Source organism: Selenomonas sp. oral taxon 138 str. F0429 (assembly GCF_000318175.2).
Taxonomy (GTDB): domain Bacteria; phylum Bacillota; class Negativicutes; order Selenomonadales; family Selenomonadaceae; genus Centipeda; species Centipeda timonae.
The window spans coordinates 1-17,352 of record NZ_KB290939.1; the positions used below are offsets into that span (position 1 = coordinate 1).

General features: G+C 55.7%; 15 protein-coding genes. 1 reads left to right on the top strand and 14 read right to left on the bottom strand.

Annotated features, from left to right (window positions below):
• Positions 1 to 221 precede the first annotated feature (221 nt).
• Positions 222 to 1,514: an ATP-dependent Clp protease ATP-binding subunit ClpX gene (gene clpX, locus HMPREF9163_RS05095; protein WP_009440613.1), complete on the top strand. Its 1,293-nt coding sequence runs from the start codon at positions 222 to 224 to the stop codon at positions 1,512 to 1,514.
• 158 nt (positions 1,515 to 1,672) lie between these two features.
• Here the strand turns inward: clpX and dgoD are convergent, their stop codons facing one another.
• The 14 genes from dgoD to HMPREF9163_RS05165 all read right to left on the bottom strand — a co-directional run bounded on the left by dgoD (position 1,673) and on the right by HMPREF9163_RS05165 (position 17,267).
• Positions 1,673 to 2,818, bottom strand: coding sequence for a galactonate dehydratase (gene dgoD / locus HMPREF9163_RS05100; protein ID WP_009440614.1), 1,146 nt, complete (start codon positions 2,816 to 2,818; stop codon positions 1,673 to 1,675).
• An 18-nt stretch (positions 2,819 to 2,836) separates the two neighbouring features.
• The gene (locus tag HMPREF9163_RS05105; protein WP_009440615.1) at positions 2,837 to 4,201 is read right to left on the bottom strand and encodes a PTS galactitol transporter subunit IIC; all 1,365 of its coding nucleotides are present in this window, start codon (positions 4,199 to 4,201) and stop codon (positions 2,837 to 2,839) included.
• Positions 4,202 to 4,239: 38 nt separating this feature from the next.
• The gene (locus tag HMPREF9163_RS05110) at positions 4,240 to 4,518 is read right to left on the bottom strand and encodes a PTS sugar transporter subunit IIB (protein ID WP_009440617.1); all 279 of its coding nucleotides are present in this window, start codon (positions 4,516 to 4,518) and stop codon (positions 4,240 to 4,242) included.
• 45 nt (positions 4,519 to 4,563) lie between these two features.
• Positions 4,564 to 5,031 carry a PTS sugar transporter subunit IIA gene (locus HMPREF9163_RS05115; protein WP_009440618.1) on the bottom strand — a complete coding sequence of 156 codons (468 nt, stop codon included), beginning with the start codon at positions 5,029 to 5,031 and terminating at the stop codon, positions 4,564 to 4,566.
• Positions 5,028 to 5,663: a bifunctional 4-hydroxy-2-oxoglutarate aldolase/2-dehydro-3-deoxy-phosphogluconate aldolase gene (locus HMPREF9163_RS05120; protein ID WP_009440619.1), complete on the bottom strand. Its 636-nt coding sequence runs from the start codon at positions 5,661 to 5,663 to the stop codon at positions 5,028 to 5,030. Before HMPREF9163_RS05120 ends, HMPREF9163_RS05115 begins: the two co-directional genes overlap by 4 nt.
• A 75-nt stretch (positions 5,664 to 5,738) precedes the next feature.
• Positions 5,739 to 8,678, bottom strand: coding sequence for a sigma 54-interacting transcriptional regulator (locus HMPREF9163_RS05125; protein WP_009440620.1), 2,940 nt, complete (start codon positions 8,676 to 8,678; stop codon positions 5,739 to 5,741).
• Between the two features lie 162 nt (positions 8,679 to 8,840).
• Positions 8,841 to 9,827: a tripartite tricarboxylate transporter substrate binding protein gene (locus HMPREF9163_RS05130; protein ID WP_009440621.1), complete on the bottom strand. Its 987-nt coding sequence runs from the start codon at positions 9,825 to 9,827 to the stop codon at positions 8,841 to 8,843.
• 25 nt (positions 9,828 to 9,852) lie between these two features.
• Positions 9,853 to 11,379, bottom strand: a complete 1,527-nt coding sequence (locus HMPREF9163_RS05135) for a tripartite tricarboxylate transporter permease (RefSeq protein WP_009440622.1) — start codon at positions 11,377 to 11,379, stop codon at positions 9,853 to 9,855.
• Positions 11,380 to 11,394: 15 nt separating this feature from the next.
• Positions 11,395 to 11,886 (bottom strand): tripartite tricarboxylate transporter TctB family protein, encoded by a 492-nt coding sequence (locus HMPREF9163_RS05140; protein WP_009440623.1) that lies wholly within the window; start codon positions 11,884 to 11,886, stop codon positions 11,395 to 11,397.
• A 13-nt stretch (positions 11,887 to 11,899) separates the two neighbouring features.
• Positions 11,900 to 13,051, bottom strand: coding sequence for an iron-containing alcohol dehydrogenase (locus HMPREF9163_RS05145; protein ID WP_009440624.1), 1,152 nt, complete (start codon positions 13,049 to 13,051; stop codon positions 11,900 to 11,902).
• Positions 13,052 to 13,066: 15 nt separating this feature from the next.
• Positions 13,067 to 14,053: a hydroxyacid dehydrogenase gene (locus HMPREF9163_RS05150; protein ID WP_009440625.1), complete on the bottom strand. Its 987-nt coding sequence runs from the start codon at positions 14,051 to 14,053 to the stop codon at positions 13,067 to 13,069.
• Between the two features lie 12 nt (positions 14,054 to 14,065).
• A complete protein-coding gene (gene dapA, locus HMPREF9163_RS05155; RefSeq protein ID WP_083475862.1) occupies positions 14,066 to 14,938 on the bottom strand; it encodes a 4-hydroxy-tetrahydrodipicolinate synthase in 873 nt (290 codons plus the stop codon).
• An 11-nt stretch (positions 14,939 to 14,949) separates the two neighbouring features.
• Positions 14,950 to 15,960, bottom strand: a complete 1,011-nt coding sequence (pdxA, locus tag HMPREF9163_RS05160) for a 4-hydroxythreonine-4-phosphate dehydrogenase PdxA (protein ID WP_037346389.1) — start codon at positions 15,958 to 15,960, stop codon at positions 14,950 to 14,952.
• A 20-nt stretch (positions 15,961 to 15,980) separates the two neighbouring features.
• Complete coding sequence (locus HMPREF9163_RS05165; RefSeq protein WP_037346198.1) at positions 15,981 to 17,267, bottom strand: four-carbon acid sugar kinase family protein; 1,287 nt, start codon at positions 17,265 to 17,267, stop codon at positions 15,981 to 15,983.
• Between the last annotated feature and the right edge of the window lie 85 nt (positions 17,268 to 17,352).

Genomic DNA, 17,352 nt, shown 5'->3' on the forward strand with positions numbered 1-17,352 from the left:
AGCTCTCATCGGCGCGACTGTCATAATATAACACGCCACAAAACTTTCGTCAAGCCCTTTTTCAAGTTTTTAAGCTTTTTCATGCGGATTATTTTCTCTTCCATACAATATCCCACTTGTGTTTGGTGTTTCCGTGCTTGTTTCTTTTGTTCGGCTGTGTTATTCTATGATAGAATTTATCAAAGAACAATCAATAAACAAGATCCTGAAAGGAAATAGAAATGCCGAAAAATCCGGTGAAACATCAGTGCAGTTTCTGCAAGCGCATCATCGACGTGCGTGACCAATACGATATGCCGATCTACGATCCGAATACGGGCTTTGCGATCTGCAAGGACTGCGTGCGCGAGATCAACCGCTTCCTCGATGAGCATGACGCCTCGGTCTCCTCCGAGGAGCGGAGCTCGTTCCGTATCCAGCTCGACGATGTGCTCGAAAAGACACGTCCGCATCTCATCAAGGAATATCTGGACAACTACATTATCAAGCAGGATCGTGCGAAGAAAATTCTCGCGGTCGCGGTCTACAACCACTACAAGCGTATGAAGTACGGCTACGAGAACACGGCTGAGGACACAGAGATTGAAAAATCGAATGTCATCATGCTCGGCCCCTCGGGCTGCGGCAAGACAGCGCTCCTCTCGCATCTCTCGAAGCTCCTCGATGTGCCGTTCGCGGTGACGGACGCCTCGAGCCTCACGGAGGCGGGCTTTGTCGGCGCGGATGTGGAGGTCGCCGTGCGCAATCTCTACTATGCGGCGGACAAGGACGTGGAGAAGGCGGAGCACGGCATCATCTACCTCGACGAGTTCGACAAGATCGCGCGCAAGTCGGGTGCAAACAACTCGATCACTGCCGACCCCGGCCATGAGGGCGTGCAGCAGGCGCTGCTCAAAATGCTTGAGGGCAGCGTCGTGGAGTTCACGGCACGCGGGCAGCGCAAGCACCCCGAGGCACCGACAATCAAGGTGGACACGAAGAACATCCTCTTCATCGTCGGTGGTGCGTTCGTCGGCATCGAGAAGACGATTGCAAAGCGTCTCAGGAAGGGCAACGTCGCGATGGGCTTCGGCGCCGAGGTGCGCGGCAAGGACATCGAAAAGGAGTTCGACCGCCTCATCCACCAGGTAACCCCCGAGGATTTGATGGAGTACGGCATCATCCCCGAAATCATTGGGCGTCTGCCCGTCATCTGCACACTCGAGACCCTCGACGAGGACGCGCTCCTGCGCATCCTTACGGAACCGATCAACGCCCCCGTGCGCCAGTATGAGAAGCTGCTCGCGATGGACGGCGTCGAGCTCGTCTTCACCGAGGACGCCCTGCGCGCCGTCGCAAAGAAGGCGATCGAGCGTAAAACGGGCGCACGCAGCCTCAAGGGCATCATCGAAGAGGTCATGCTCGATGTTATGTTCGATATCCCGCGTGAGAGCGCCCCGCGCCGCGTCACCGTGACGAAGGAGTGCATCACAAAGGGCGCCGCACCGATTATTGAGAATGCAGCGGCGGGATGAGAAAGCACTTGAAAAATGCTGAAAAGTGTGGTATAGTGTTCGTAGAAGTCAACGATGGTCATTGACAACCAAAGAAAGAAATCCCCTGCGGCCGGTTACCGCAGGGGATTTTTCGCGTGACGAACAGTTCCACAGATCAGAGCACGTCAAATGCGACATCACCACTCCGCATGTGTGCCGTCATAATTCTTCCATTTCGGATTCGTCCAGACAAGCCCCTCTGCGGATACTTTTTTAACCAGTTCTTCGTTGATAACCAGCCCAAGGCCCGGCAATGTCGGAAGGTCGACAAAGCCGTCCTTATATTGGAATACTTCCTTATCCTCAACGAAGTCCAAGAGGTCAAAGCCCTTGTTGTAGTGGATTCCAAGACTTTGCTCTTGGATGAAGACATTGGGGGAACAGGCGTCGATCTGAAGTGTCGCCGCGAGTGCGATCGGGCCATAGGGTGCATGCGGCGCCGCCGCCATATCGAACGATTCTGCCGTCGCAATGATCTTGCGCGTTTCCAAGATGCCACCCGCCAATGCGACATCCGGCTGAATGATGTCGATAATACCGGCGCAGAAAAGATTCTTGTACGCCCAACGACCGCAAAGTCGTTCACCGGTTGCAAGAGGTGTTGCGACATGTTGTGCAACCTCACGGAACGCTTCTTCGTTCTCCGGAAGAACAACCTCCTCCAAAAACATGAGGTGGTAGGGTTCCAACGCCGCCGCCAGAACTTTTGCCATCGGTTTGTGTACGCGCCCATGAAAATCGACGGCAATACCGAATCCTGCTCCAAGCTCCTTGCGTATCGAGGCAACGCGGTCGACGACAGCCTGCACCTTTTCATAGGAGTCGATATAGTGCAGTTCCTCTGTCGCATTCATTTTCACGGCATCAAAACCACGGTTCTTGCGGTCAATAGCCTCGCGCACCACATCGTCGGGGCGATCACCGCCAATCCACGAATAGACCTTGATCCGGTCACGTGCGCGCCCGCCCAAGAGTTCATAGACGGGAACATTCAGCGCCTTCCCCTTAATATCCCACAACGCCATTTCGATTCCGGAAACAATTGTCGCATTGATGGGACCTCCGCGGAAGAACGATTTATACAGTTCCTGCCACAGTGTTTCGATGGCAAAGGCATCGCGGCCAATAAGGGACTCAGCCATTTCTTTTGCCCCGGCAACAACGGTCTCCGTCTTTGTGCCGGAGATCATTTCACCCCACCCCTCGATGCCCTCATCCGTCACCAGCTTGATGAAAATCCATCGGGGTTTTACACGGTAGATTTCAAATGAACTAATTTTCATCGTGGATTCCTCCTCGCGTTATGCAGACTTTTCGGCCTCAGCTTCCTGTGCCACACGTTTCATACGTTTTTCCACATAGACCCAAACACCGATGAGCACGGCGAACAGGAGTGGAACACAGACCATAGGGTTGCTCGTAAACGCCGTATAGACCAGATAGCTGACTGTCAGGCTCGTTGCAGCAAAGGACGAGATGCCTCCGCTTGCCGACAGATCGATGCCCGTCGTCGTCGCGAGCTGTGTCAAAACAGGAGATGTCGCTGTGCCGGCGAGCAGAATCGCCGCCATACAGATCAAACTGATGAGCAGACTGCGGAACAGATTTCCACGGCAGAGCGCAACGACCATCGCAACGCGGAACGGCACAACAGCAAGATCCGCAAAAGGGAGCACGCGATTGCCGGGAAGTATCGCCGCCATAAAGATCGTCAGGGGTATGACGAGGAGCGCCGTTGTAATGACAGTAGAATTTCCAACGACCACAGCAGCGTCCAAACCAATCAGGAACTTGCGCCCCTTGAACTTTTCTTTTGTCAGCTTTTTGGCAGCCTCCGAGATGGGCATCAGTCCCTCCATGAAGAGCGCAGTCATCTTCGGAATCAGGATCATGACAGCCGCCATATTGACGCCGAGCTCAAAGATCTTGGTCACGGGATATTCGGCGAGAATACCGATACCGCTTCCGAGAATCAGCCCCATAAAAATCGGCTCGCCGAAGAAGCCAAGATACTTTTGCGTATCCTTAACCGAGAAATCAATTTGATTAATGCCGGGGATCTTGTCAATCAGGCGGTTCAGCGGAGCCGCGATGACGACGGACGAGAGTGCTGACATCGTTGGCAGCGATACACCCGGAATGCCGAAGTACTTTTCGACATACGGCGCCGTCCAGTCGGCAAGCTTAAAGGAGATGACCGCCATGATGACGGAGGCGCCAAGACCGATGAATACATTGTCCGTCACAAAGTACGCCATAATCCCCACGATTGCCATGTGATGATAGTTCCAAATATCTACATCCAGCGTATTCGTCAGTTTGAATACCAAGAGAACAACATTTGTCAGCAATATCCCGAAAATCAGCAGCGGGATGATGGGAGAGGACCATGTTACCGCCGCAATGGCGCCCCATCCGACATCCAAGATGTCGAGATGAATACCAAAGTTCTCAACCATTGCCTTAGCAGCGGGACCAAGGTTACTGGACAGGAGATTGATGACGAGCTTGATGCCGGCGAAGCCGATTGCAATGGTAAGGCCTGCGCGGAATGCCTTGAGCAGTTTAACACGAAAGAGCAGCCCGATGATGGTGATGATGATGGGAAGCAAAACAATCGGACCTGCACTTAAAAGCGCATTGAATACAGCATATACCAAGTCCATTTAGAACCTTCCTCCTTCTATGCAGTGTCCATGAATTTCTATTTCAGGTGATCCAGTATTTCCTGCATTGCCTCCTCTTCTCCGACACCGGTCAAGAGGGCGATCGCACTGACCACAGGAATGTTCACATCCCCACCCGTAAACATGCCGGATGTCACGAGGAGATCGTAGTCCGACGCCTTTGACTCAACTTCCAGAAGCTTGCACTGATTTACCGATACATCCAGCCCGACGTCCTCGCACGCTTCGCGAATCTTTGATGCCACGACGGTTGAGGTGGCGATGCCATTTCCACATGCAACGAGTACTCTCTTCATTTTTTTGCTCCTTTACTGTACGTATATCTTACTGCCCTCTGGCGACTAGCCGAGATAGTGCGCTATCACCTGATAGGCGTCCTTGGTATCGACACTGGTGAGCATGCGCTTCAAATCATTCTGCTGCTTGACCAGAGCAATCACCTTTTGAAGCATGTCAATCTGACCGTGTGCTTCTTTCAATGCCAGCATGATGATAATGGAAACGGGAACATCACGACCGGGATCGTCCATCGCTTGAAAGATCACAGGATCATCCAGAAGTCCTACGGCAATGGCATCCTGATTCACATGTGCACAGTCTGTATGCGGAACCGCAACATTGATCTGCCCTGTGGACAGTCCGGTCGGATAGATCTCCTCCCGCTTTAAGATGCCGTCTGCATAGCTCTCTTTCACATAGCCTGTCGCCTGCAGATGATCTGCAAGCTCTGTCAGCACCTCCTGCTTGCTCTTCCCCTGCGTTGAGATACGCATGATCATACCCTCATGAAAGCCCTTCAACATGGTCATCCGTCAACTCCTTCCATTTGCATTGCAAACTCCTCCAATGACCGCTGCATGCCGGCGATATTCCCTCCCGCAATATCCTCCTTGCGGAACAGACCTGACGCAATGCCGACATAGGAAGCCCCCACATGGAGATATTCTGCGATATTCCCTGCATGAATGCCGCCTACTGCCATGAGCGGAAGTGGCCCGAATGGCGCCTGAATATCTTGAAAATATTTGCTCCCTACGGTTCCGGCGGGAAAGATTTTGATGATATCTGCGCCATCCTTCACGCATTGATGAACCTCACTCGGCGAAAGCGCCCCAGGAACGCTGATGACTTGGTGATGTCTGCAATAGTCCAGCATATCACGTGAAAACAAGCTCGGTGCCAGAACAAAATCAACGCCTGCTTCGACGACATCCTGAAGATCCTCTGCCGACAACACGGTGCCGGCACCGACGGCAATGCGATCGCCAAACTTGTCGACGATGCGGCGGATGATATCTTTGGCATCCGGATGATTGAGCGTAATCTCTACTGCCGAGATCACGCTTCCGCACAATACCGCGACGGCAGTCTCCACCTGCGCGTAGTCATAGCCGCGCAGGATGGCTGTGATCTTCGAAAACTCCTCCACAGATTGTTTCATCGAGGGACCTCCATAAAAAAATAGATGCAAATGCTTGCACCTATTTTAATTCGCAAAAACTATGCCAAAAAACGGCTAATTTTGTTTTTTTGCTAAGATTGCATATATCTCACCGGGCGATGCAGCCTCTTTCAGATGCTGTAAATCCTTTTTATCCGTAATGATGTGATAAAATGCGTCGATATATTTTTGATCATTTTCGCGCAGTGCCAGAAGGAACACTAAATCAACCATAAAATTATGTTCCCACAGAACCGGCCGTTCCAAACTGGCCACCGCAATTGCCGGACGATGAACAAACTCTGCGCTGCCATGCGGGATCCCGATGCCTCCGCTCAGATAGGTCGCTCCAGTGCTTTCTCTCTTATAGGCGCTTAGCAGAAACTCCGTATCTACAGCCCCCTGTGCCTGCAAGAGGCCTGCGAGATGATCGATGATCTGGGTCTTATCCGAAAGCCTCAGGCTGCATACAATGCAGCGTTCATCAACAACATCCGCCAAAGATGCCGAACCATCGATCTCCTCCTCCAAGATCTGATGCAGGCGTGCCATACCATTGCCTGAAAAGATCTCCTGTGCGGAGATAAACGGTGCTCTCGTTCCAATCGGCTTCATATTGCCGACCGATGCCAAAACCCGATAGGAGCTTCTGATTTTAGCGATCTCCGTTTTCATGTGTGCGGCGTCCAATGTACCAATCGTAAATGTCTGAACCCCCTGCAAGAGACGCCCTTCGCTGCCTTGAACAATGTATTCGAGCAAGCGCCGTGCTGTTCCTTCTCCCGTGATGCAGACGAACAGCAATGCAGGAAGCCGACGGGTGGCTGTGCTCTCCTGTCCGCCGAATTTATCCATGCGCAGGGCTCCCGCGATTTCATCCAGACTGACTGTGGTGAGTGCCGCACGCCGTACCGCCTCCAGTACCATCGCCGTGTCTACCCGATCCACACACGCTGTCTGAATGCCCGTCCGCGCTGTGACGCGCTCGGCCAGCGTCGTCAGCGAACCAATATCGACCAGCAGCAGACAGCCCTTACCCGCATCGACCTCCTCGATGACTTGGATGACCTTCTCAAGCATATTTTCCTGCGATTCGCTGAAGTCCATATCTATCCCGATGGCATAGTTCATGTTCAACAGGCGATTCGCGACCTCCGCCATCGCCGACGCAACGCGGCCATGACTCAGGACGATCACACGAACCTGCGGCTCTTCCTGCACATCTGCATGCGAGAATGTATAGAGATACATCGCCATCATGCCGATCTCCTCCGGCGGCAGATCCAGATCCAGTTTCTCCCCGATATCGCGCGCGAGGATGCACGCGACCTCATACTCACGCTGATAGCGCGTGCTGATATCATGTACATCCAAGGCGAGTTTCCAATAAACGCCGCGGTTCATTCGATCCGTAAAGGTACTCAGGTGAATTGCCAAAAAATAGTAGAGATTCTGCTGAAGATCCGGGAGATAGACGCGCGCTTTTTCAACGGCCTCGCGTACAACTCTCACCATACGGGCATCCATAATGGAGCAGAGATCCTCCATCGTTTGATGCATGCTCTCCTTTGGCCACACATATTCCTTGATCTTCTCTTTGATTTTGCGCTGCAAAATTTCATTGATCTTCGCGCTGTCCAGACCAATGCGCCGCAGTTCCAACACATCGCCCTCGATCGTGTGATAGATCGTGTCGAGTTGTTTGGAAACGGCGGGGAGGTCACCCTGCGCTGCTTTGTCGATGATGAGCGGCTGTTGTACGTATGCCTTGATTTCTTCATCCTGTTTTTTCGAGATACGGGCGAGCGCATCATACTTTGCCAGATTACTGATGCGAACGGTGACCTCCTCCCGGCCCTTCGATACAGACCGCAGAAAGGCATTCGCACATGCGACGCGGATGTCGCTGAGAAGCTGTCCGATATTTCCGGGGCACGGGTATCGCAGCAGATATCGCAGCACCTTCTCATCGACGCGGATCACCCGCTGCGTCTGAACCGCCTCTGCAAGAAAGAATCGTCGCACCATGGCATAGCGCTCCGCTATGGGGCGCTCCGACAGCGCGGGCAGGTCGATCATCATGGGGATTCTTCTGCGGAACGTCAGCAGCAGAGAGGACTCGATATTTTCCGTTGTGGCAGCAATAATACGGACATTGACCTTGATGCTTCGCGTATCGCCAAGCCGACGAAATTCCCCTTTGTCCAGTATCGAGAACAGGATTTCTTGTCCCTCACTTGGAAGGCGATGTACCTCATCCAAAAACAAAATCCCATGATCCGCCGACTCTATCAGCCCCGGCTTATCCGATGCTGCCCCACTAAACGCTCCTTTGCGATAGCCGAAAAGCTGTGATAGCAGGAGCTGAGGATTGTCCGCGTAGTCCGCACAATTAAACACGATAAATTTTGCGTCTGCCTCGATCACGTGTTGTTCCTTCGCAAAGGCATACATACGCTTTGCCAAATAGCTCTTGCCGACGCCGGAGGATCCAGTGATCAGGGTATGAAGCCCATTCGGCGGATAGAGAATCGCGGCTTTCGCTTGATTGATCTGGACTTGCAGCCCTTTCTCCTGCCCAATCATGCTTCGGAACGCCTTTGAATCCTCCTGTTCGGAAGCAGATGGCGAAGATATGTCCGTCGGCTCGCGTGCCCCGATCTCCTCAGAAGACACGTCTTTTGTCTTTGTAAGCTCCCTTCGAATCGAGGCCGCGGCATAGCGTGAAACTCTGTATCCGGCGTCCTGCAAGGCGGCGGAGAAGGCTCGTTCCGATAAGTGTGGCTCCGCCTGCAAAATCCGACGCACATCGTCAAGGATGGCGTCATTGCGGCGCAGACGATAGCTTGCAATGTTCGCTTCCCTGCGCAGCAGGACGACCCGTTCGCGGCGAATGCCAAGTTTTACTGCAAGCTCCTCGTCCGTGAAAGGATTTTTTCGATCCTCTCCCGCAAGTATTACCAGCATTTCTTTTCGTATGGATTCCGCATCCCTGCTTTTTTGCTGATTTTTCATACATACCCCTCTTCGAAGGAACTTGGTTCTGTATAATACCGTTAGAGAATCGTCTTTGTCATTATAAACTGTTTCATTTCAACCGTAAAGATATAAAAAGAGGGGCTGTTGCACGAGTCAAAACGACTTCGTGCAACAGCCCCTCTTTTTCGTATATCCGTTTTACTTCAAATACTGCTCGAATGCCATGAAGTGATCGAGCTGTTTCTGGAGCTCCGCCTTGGTCTCGTCGACGCCGAGCACCCACGGTGCTTGGAAGTTCATCTTCTCGACCTCGGTCTTGTACTCGGGATTCTCCTTGACAACCTTCTGAATTGCAGCATTCAGTTTCGCAACGATCGCGGGATCGGTTCCCTTCGGCGCGAGGATAACGTAGAAGGTGTCGACGGAGAGATTCTTATAGGTCTCGCTCGCGGACGGGATATCCGGCAGGAGCTTCGAACGCTCGGAGAGGAGAGTACCGAGGCTGCGGAGCTGTCCGCTCTCGATGTACTCCTTTGCGGCACTGTACGGGATGGAGGTCGCGTCAACGTGACCGCCGAGCAGCGCCGTCAGACGATTCGACGCATCACCCGTATCGACGACATTGAACTTCGCACCGACTTCCTTATCCATGATAACGGAGGCGATGTAGACGCCGCCGCCCATCGAAACACCGTACTTGATCGTGCCCGGTGCCGCCTTGGAGGCATTTACGAGCTCCTCAAGGCTATTGTACGGCGAATCCGCACGCACGACGATGTTCTCGCCCGCCTGCTTGCCATAGAGCGCCACCGGTTCAAACGCCTCAAAGCTGAAATCCGAGAGCCCCGTTGCCTTGTTGCCGAGAAGAGCCGCTGAGTTCGTCGCAATGATCGTATAGCCGTCCTTGTCGCCGTCCTTGTTCTGCTCAAGCGCGATAGAGCCGTTCGCGCCCGTTACGTTGTTCGGCACGACAGACTGCCCGAGTTCCTTCTCGAGGAGACGCGCCAATAGGCGTGCGTTATAGTCTGTATCGCCGCCTGCTCCATGCGTAACGATGAGGTTGATCGGCTTGTCCGGGTAGGCGGAGGCATCCTTCTTCGTGCCGTCATCGCCTCCGCCGCAGCCCGCTGCGAACGCCATGCACGTTCCAAGCGCGATCATCGAGAGCCATTTCTTCATTTTCATGTTCTTCTCCTCTTTCTCTAAAAAATCACTTCTCTGCCGCTGCGGCCTCGACCTGCGCCAGCTTCTTCGCCTCACGTCGGTTCATGACGAAGGAGAAGATGAGCGCTGCAACTGCCACGAGGGTCAGAAATGCCGCGATTGGATGATCGAGCAGCCCCTCACCGGAGACTTGCAGCTGAGCAACGCGCCGGAAGTTCATCTCAAATATGGGACCGAGAATGATCCCCATGATGACGGGCACGCTCGGAATCCCGACCTTTACCATGCCGTAACCGATGAGGCCGAACGCCATGATGCAGTATACGTCAAAGATGCGGTTGCTGTTGCCGAATGCACCGATGGCACAGAGCACCATGATGATCGGCAGGAGATACTGTTTTGGCACGGTCAGCACGCGAATGAAGATACGGATGCCGAAGAGTTCGATGAAAAGCATCACAATCGCCGAAATAAAGAGCGCGACAAATAATCCGTACATGACGACGCCGCTTTTCTCGAAGATCAGTGGCCCCGGCGCGATGTTGTGTACCATGAGTCCGCCAAGCAGGATCGCCGTGACCGCATCGCCCGGGATTCCGAGCGTCAGGAGCGGGATGAGTGCGCCGCCGATGCCCGCGTTGTTCGCCGTCTCCGAAGCAACGATGCCGTCGATGATACCCGTACCGTACTTCTCAGGGTACTTCGATTGATTCTTCGCCGCCGTGTAGGCGAGCATCCCCGAAATCGCGCCGCCGATGCCCGGCAGGATGCCGATAATGCAGCCGATGACAGAGGAGCGCAACGCATTCCACTTCTGACCGAAGAACTCCGCGAGGGTAAATCCGAACCCCTTGATCTTGACATTGGTCTCGACGCGCATATCCTGTTTCTTGCGGACATCCTCCGCAGCCTTTGCGACCTCCGTGATGGCAAAGAGCCCGATGAGGATGGTAAGCAGAGCGAAGCCCGAGGTCAGTTCTCCCACGCCAAAGGTAAACCGCTTCATGGAGTCGACGGGGGAAAGCCCTACCGTTGCAATCATCAGCCCAAAGAATGCGCCCATCAACCCCTTTACGAGGTCGCGTCCCGCAAGGCTGATGACGAGTGCAAGCGCACATGCCGCCACAGCGCAGTACTCAAACGCACCAAACTGGATCGCGACACTCGCGAGTGCCGGAGAGATCGTAACGAGCATGATAAGGCCGAAGATTGTCCCGACAAAGGAGAAGACGACGCCGACACCGAGCGCCTTACCTGCCTCCCCCTTCGCCGCGAGCGGCGCACCGTCGAAGGTGGTCGCAATGGAGGACGGTGTACCAGGGATGTTGAGCAGAATCGCCGCAACGAGTCCGCCCGAGATGCCGCCCACGTAGAGCGCAATGAGGGTCGAAAGCCCCTGCACCGAAGTCATCGTATATGTGACGGGGAGAAACATGATGACCGCAAGGGTCGCTGTGAGCCCGGGCACCGCGCCGAAGATGATACCGACGAATACGCCGATGACGATGAAAACGAGGGTAATCGGGTCAGCGAGGACACTCATCGTCCCCTGAACGAGCAGTGAAAGATCCATAATCGTGTCCTCCTCTCACTTCAATATGCCTGGGGGCAGCATAACCATCAGATACTTTGTAAAGACAAAGTAGAGACTGACGGAAAAGAATACGGCAAGTCCGCCCGCAATCGTGTGCATCCGCTTCGTTCGCTTCTCGGGCGGTGTGAGCACCCAAACCTGCAGATAGACGTACAAGATACTCATGATAATGAATCCGACAAGCTTCATAAGTGCCGCGTAGAGAATCAGCAGGCAAAAGGTACATACGACCTCGCGTCGCTCCTTGAGCCGTGCAAGAAATCCAAGACGCGCCTCCTCATCCTGTTCACTCTTCTTCCGCATAGCGAGAATACTGCGCAGAATGAGAAGGATACTCAGGACGAGCATCGCAACGCCCCAGAGACGCGGAACTGTCTGCGCCGTCACTCCGGCCGTCGCTCCGCCGAACACCTTGATCCCGGATGTCTGCATGAGATAGAACGCGGAGAACGCGGCGGCAACGATGCCGGTCAGCAAATCCTTCATGTTCGCTCACTCCTTACAGAACTTTCTTGTAGATATACCGTATATCGTCAAGAGACAGTTCCTTGCAGTTGTTGACGAGAAGACGCGTCTGCTGACTGCCCGCCGTGACGAGGAAGTCGATGTCCTCGGGCTGTACGCCAAATTCCTCAAGGCTTGTCGGGATCTCAGTATCGCGTACGATTGCGGCAATCTCAGCAATGATATAATCCGCCTTCTCCTCCACACTCTTTCCCGCGAGTTCGGGGAACACGGCATCGCAGAGCTCTGCAAGACGCTCTGCACACGCATCCTTGTTGAACTCCATGACGTGCGCAAAGAGGATGGCGTTTGAAACGCCGTGTGCAATGTGGTACTTGCCGCCAAGTGGATAGGACAGTGCGTGCACCGCCGTCGTACCCGAGCCCGTAATGGCGATGCCGCCATAGTATGCCCCGAGCAGCATCTCCTGCTTTGCCGCGAGATCACCTGCCGTAGAAAACGCTCTGCGGATATTGTGGAAGATCTTGCGTGCGCCCTCCTTCGCGTACGGGTCGCTGAGCATGGTCGCCTTCTTCGAGGTGTAGCACTCTACGCAGTGTGCGAGCGCGTCAACGCCCGTTGCCGCGATAATCTTCGGCGGCAGCTTTGCAATCATCTGCACGTCGAGGATGACGTAGTCCGAGATCATACAGTTGTTGACAATGCCCTTCTTTGACTCCTCCTCGGGAATTGCGACGATAGCGTTGCAGGTCGCCTCCGAGCCTGTGCCGCAGGTGGTCGGAACCATGACGCTCTTCACCTGCTTCTGTGCGCGCGTGGCATCGGAGAGCAGGTCGCGCAGCGTGTAATCCGCGCCGATGAGGATGCTCGCGAGCTTCGCCGCGTCCATGACGCTGCCGCCGCCAAGTCCGACGATGAGATCGGGACGGTCTGCCGCCACCTCGCGCAGGACGCGTTCGATGTCGCTGACGGCAGGCTCCGCCGTGAGATCATCCACGATCTTCAGCGTCCCCTCCTCTGCGCAGATTTTCTCAATGCCTGCACTCAGGCCAAAGCTGCGAATCCCCTTGTCCGTGAACACAAGAATGTTCTTTGCATGCTCCCTGCGGATGATGTCGCGGAGCTTTTCAATACTTCCCTCACCGGCGTAAATAACAGCCGGTACTGTAATCTGATGTGCATTCATGGAATTACCTCCTCATCACGCATTCCACCGCGCATGCTCGTATGCCTTTGGATTGCAGACCTTCGCCCATTTCTCCCCGCGGATCACGGCGAGGACGCCCTCTGCGGCGAGTGTTGCAACGCCGACTGCCGCCTCGCGCGTCTGCCCCGCCATGTGCGGCGAGACGACGATGTTGTCGTGCGCGAAGATTGGATCGTTTGGATCGATCGGCTCGTGTACGACGACATCCGTGCCCGCGCTGTGGATCCAGTTCTCATCGAGCGCACGCCCGAGCGCCTCCTCGTCCACGATGCCGCCGCGCGCACAGTTGATCAGGATGCCGTCGCTCTTCATCATGCGCAGCTGCGCCTCGCCGATCATATTGCGCGTCGCCTCTGTGAGCGGCGTATGGATGGATACAACGTCAGCCTCTCTGAGAATGTCCTCCATCTCCGTGCGGTAGCCGTAGCCGCGCGCCTCGATCCGCTCTGCGGGTACATAGGGATCGTAGACGAGCACCTTCATGCCGATGCCCGCCGCCATCTCCGCAAACACGCTGCCGATGGCACCCGAGCCGATGAGTCCGAGGGTCCGCCCCCTCAGCTCATACGCCTTGTAGGAGCTGCGAATCGCAAAGTTCCCCTTGCGCATCTCGCGGTCGCTGCGAATGAGATCCTTCGCACAGGCGAACATCATCGCCATCGCATGCTCGGCGACGGAGCGTGTATTCGCCCCCGGCGCGATGACGACGGGGATGCCGAGCTCCGTTGCCGCCGTGACGTCCACATCGTCGACGCCGACACCGGGACGCCCGATCGCCTTGAGGTTCGGGCACTGCTCCATGGTCACGCGATCAATCGAGCCGATGCGGATGATGACACCGTCCGCGTCACGCAGTTCCGGCAGCATATCCTTCGGCTCACCCGAGTCCGTGATGACGATGTCCACGCCCGCGTCCTCGAGCACCTTCATTCCTGCATCATGCAGGCGATGCGAGATGACGATCTTTACCTTCTTCTCCATATGTTCACCCCCTCAGTAGAGTTTCAGCACTTCCTCGAGTGCCTTTAGAATCTTCGGGTCCGTGCAGTTCGACGGCTGACGCGCGGGGCCGACCGGCGTGCCGCGCATATTGACCGCGCATTTCACAACGGAGTTCGGGTTGCCCATCTGCATGACGTTGCGGAATGCGCGGATTTTCTTCTGCGCCTCGTTTGCCGCTGCGATGTCACCGCTCGCCCAGAGGTCGTAGATGCTGACCATGAGCTCGGGGAAGACGTTCGAGCAGCCCGAGATCGCGCCTGTGCCGCCCGCCATGAGCGTCCACAGGATGAGCGAGTCGCTGCCCGCGAGCACCTGCACATCCGGCTCCGTGTTCTCGATATACTTCAGCGTGTTGTCAAAGTTGCCGCTCGAGTCCTTGATGCCGATGATATTCTTGTGTACAAGCAGACGTTTCACCGTTGCGGGCGCAATGCTGTTGCCCGCACGTGCGGGAATGTTGTAAAGCAGGACAGGCAGCTGTACCGCCGCTGCCACCGCACTGAAATGCTCGTAGAGCTCATCCTGCGAGGCAGCGACGAAATACGGCGTGATGACGGAGAGGCAGTCGACCCCCAGATCCTCCACGCGCTTTGAAAATTCGATGGTCTCCTTTGTCGTCACACAGCCCGTACCCGCGTAGACAGGTACGCGCCCGTTGACCGCCTGCACCGCCGCGCGGATGATCTCGAGTTTCTCCTCCTGCGAGAACGCATAGAATTCGCCGTTCGTGCCGAGTGGGAAGATACCGTCTACGCCCGCTGCAATCAGGCGGTCGATGAACTCCGCATACACGGAGGGGTTGAATTTCTCATCTGCGGTCAGCGCCGTGACAACAGGGGTAATGAGTCCCTTTGCTTCAAACATCATCATCTCTCCTATTCTGCAAGTTCGTTTGCAAACTTCACCTTTGCCATCTGCGCCGCCAGTTTCAGCGCCTCACACATGCTGTTCTCGCTCGCCTTGCCCGTGCCCGCGACGGGGAACGCCGTGCCGTGGTCGACCGAGGTACGGATGCATGGGAGACCGACGGTGACGTTGACGCCGCTGTCAAAGCCGAGCACCTTGATTGGGATGTGCCCCTGATCGTGGTACATGACGACGACGATGTCGAACTCATTGAGGTTTGCCGCACGGTGGAAAACGCTGTCGGGCGGCACAGGTCCCGTAACGTTCCATCCCTTTGCCTGTGCCTCACGGACGGCAGGCACGATCTCGCGGTCGTCCTCATCGCCAAAGAGCCCGCCCTCACCGCAGTGCGGGTTGAGCCCCGCGACAGCAATGCGGGGTTGCTCAATCCCCATCAGCTGCAGGGTCTCCTGCGCGAGTGCAATCACATCGGCGATCCGCTCCTTCTTCACCCTGCCCGGCACGTCATGCAGCGCGATGTGTGTGGTCACGTGGATGACGCGCAGCTTTGGGCTCGTGAGCATCATGGAGTATTTCGTCTGTCCCATGAGGCTGCCGAGGATCTCCGTATGTCCCGGATAGTTCAGACCGCCGAGATGGAGTGCCTCCTTATTCAGCGGCGCGGTGACAATCGCATGAATCGAGCGCTGCATCGCATCCGCGCAGGCGCGCTCGATATACTCGTACGCCGCGCGTCCCGCACGTCCATCCACCTGTGCAAAGGGGAGGTCAGCGGGGAGGTTCGCAAGATCGACAACGTCGATTGTCCCCTCCTCATAGTGCCCGTCTGCAGGCCTCTCCACCGCATGACAGTGTACCTTTGCGCCGACAATATGCACGGCGCGTTCCATCATCTTCGCATCCCCGTAGACGAGCGGGCGAGCGATACGGTATATTTCCGCATCCGCGAGTGCCTTGACGATGACCTCGGGTCCGACCCCTGCCGCATCGCCCATTGTGATTCCAAGAATCGGACGCAACATAGTTTCCTCCCTCATTCTTACAAATTCCGAATCGTATGAACCGCTCGCACGAAGGTCTCCACCTCCCCGAACGCCCCCGCCTTTGTCACGACAAAGACGGATGCCGCACCCTGCCCCCGCAGGATACCGAGCGGAACGCCCGGCTCGATCTCGCGCAGGATATCGATGCTGTGAACGCCGAGTGCCCGACAGATATGCACTGCCGTGTCTCCGCCCGTCAACACAAGTCCCGCGACCTCATTCAGATTGGTTCGTCCAAGCACATCGGCAAAGAGTTGGGCGATCCGCTCGCTGACTTCCTTGCCTGAGAGCCCGTATGCCTTTCCTGCTGCGACCGCCTGTCGCACCTCTGCATCCGTCTGCGCCGAGGTAATGAGCGTGTCGCGCCCCGTATGCAGCAGATCGCCCAACATATGAGCGTAATGCGCCGGTGCATCCGCATCTGTGAGCGCTCGCTCGACATCAATCCGCAGCTCTGCCACATCCGCCGTTTCCTTGAGCCGCCGAACCTGCGCCTGCGTCGTATGGCTCACACTGCCCGCGCAGACGATGACCGCCCCCGTACGCCGTGCCGTCTCATGGCGAGCCGTCCCGGTCCAGCCGTAAAACGCAGGAAGATGATCGGCAAGACCTGCAGACCCAACCCAGAGGATATTGCACACATCCCGAAGCGCCTCCATGAGATCGGCAAAGTTTCGCTCCTCGACGATGTCTGAGACGATCCAACGTATGCCTTTCCCGCGCAGCCGCCTGAGCTCCGCCGCGATTTCTGCTGCTCCCGTACGCACCGTCTGATAGTCAAGCACACCGATTGGAATATCCGATGCCTGCCTTGCGAGAATGGAGGGGATATAGGACTCCCGCACGGGTGTTTTCGGCGCATGGGCGATCTCCGTAAGATCAAGGGGGACACCGTCCATCAGGTGATGCCCGCCCAATGTTGTGCGCCGAATGCGCGGGTAGGCAGGTGCAATGATGACGAGATCGGGTGCAAATACGTCCGCTGCCGCCCGAATCTCCGCCCCGATATTGCCGCGCAGCGTCGAGTCAATCTTCTTGAACACACTCTGCGGCCGCAGCTCACGTATACGAGAGCAGATCATGTGCACCTTCTCATATGCCGCCGCCGCATCGAGATCACGGCTGTCCGAATCGGCAACGACAACCCCCTCTGCCTCCATGCCCTCCCCCATGCCGTGCGTGAGATCCATCTTGACGGAGGCGCGAATATTTCGTTTGGCAAACTGGAGCGCCGTATCGTTGGCACCGGTCAGATCATCCGCTATGACTGCCAGTTTGATCATTTCATCACCTTTTTCCATCCTATTTTGTCTCTGCTCATAAACAATGCAAGAACCGTGCCAAGCAGTCCCTGTATTCCAAAAAAGG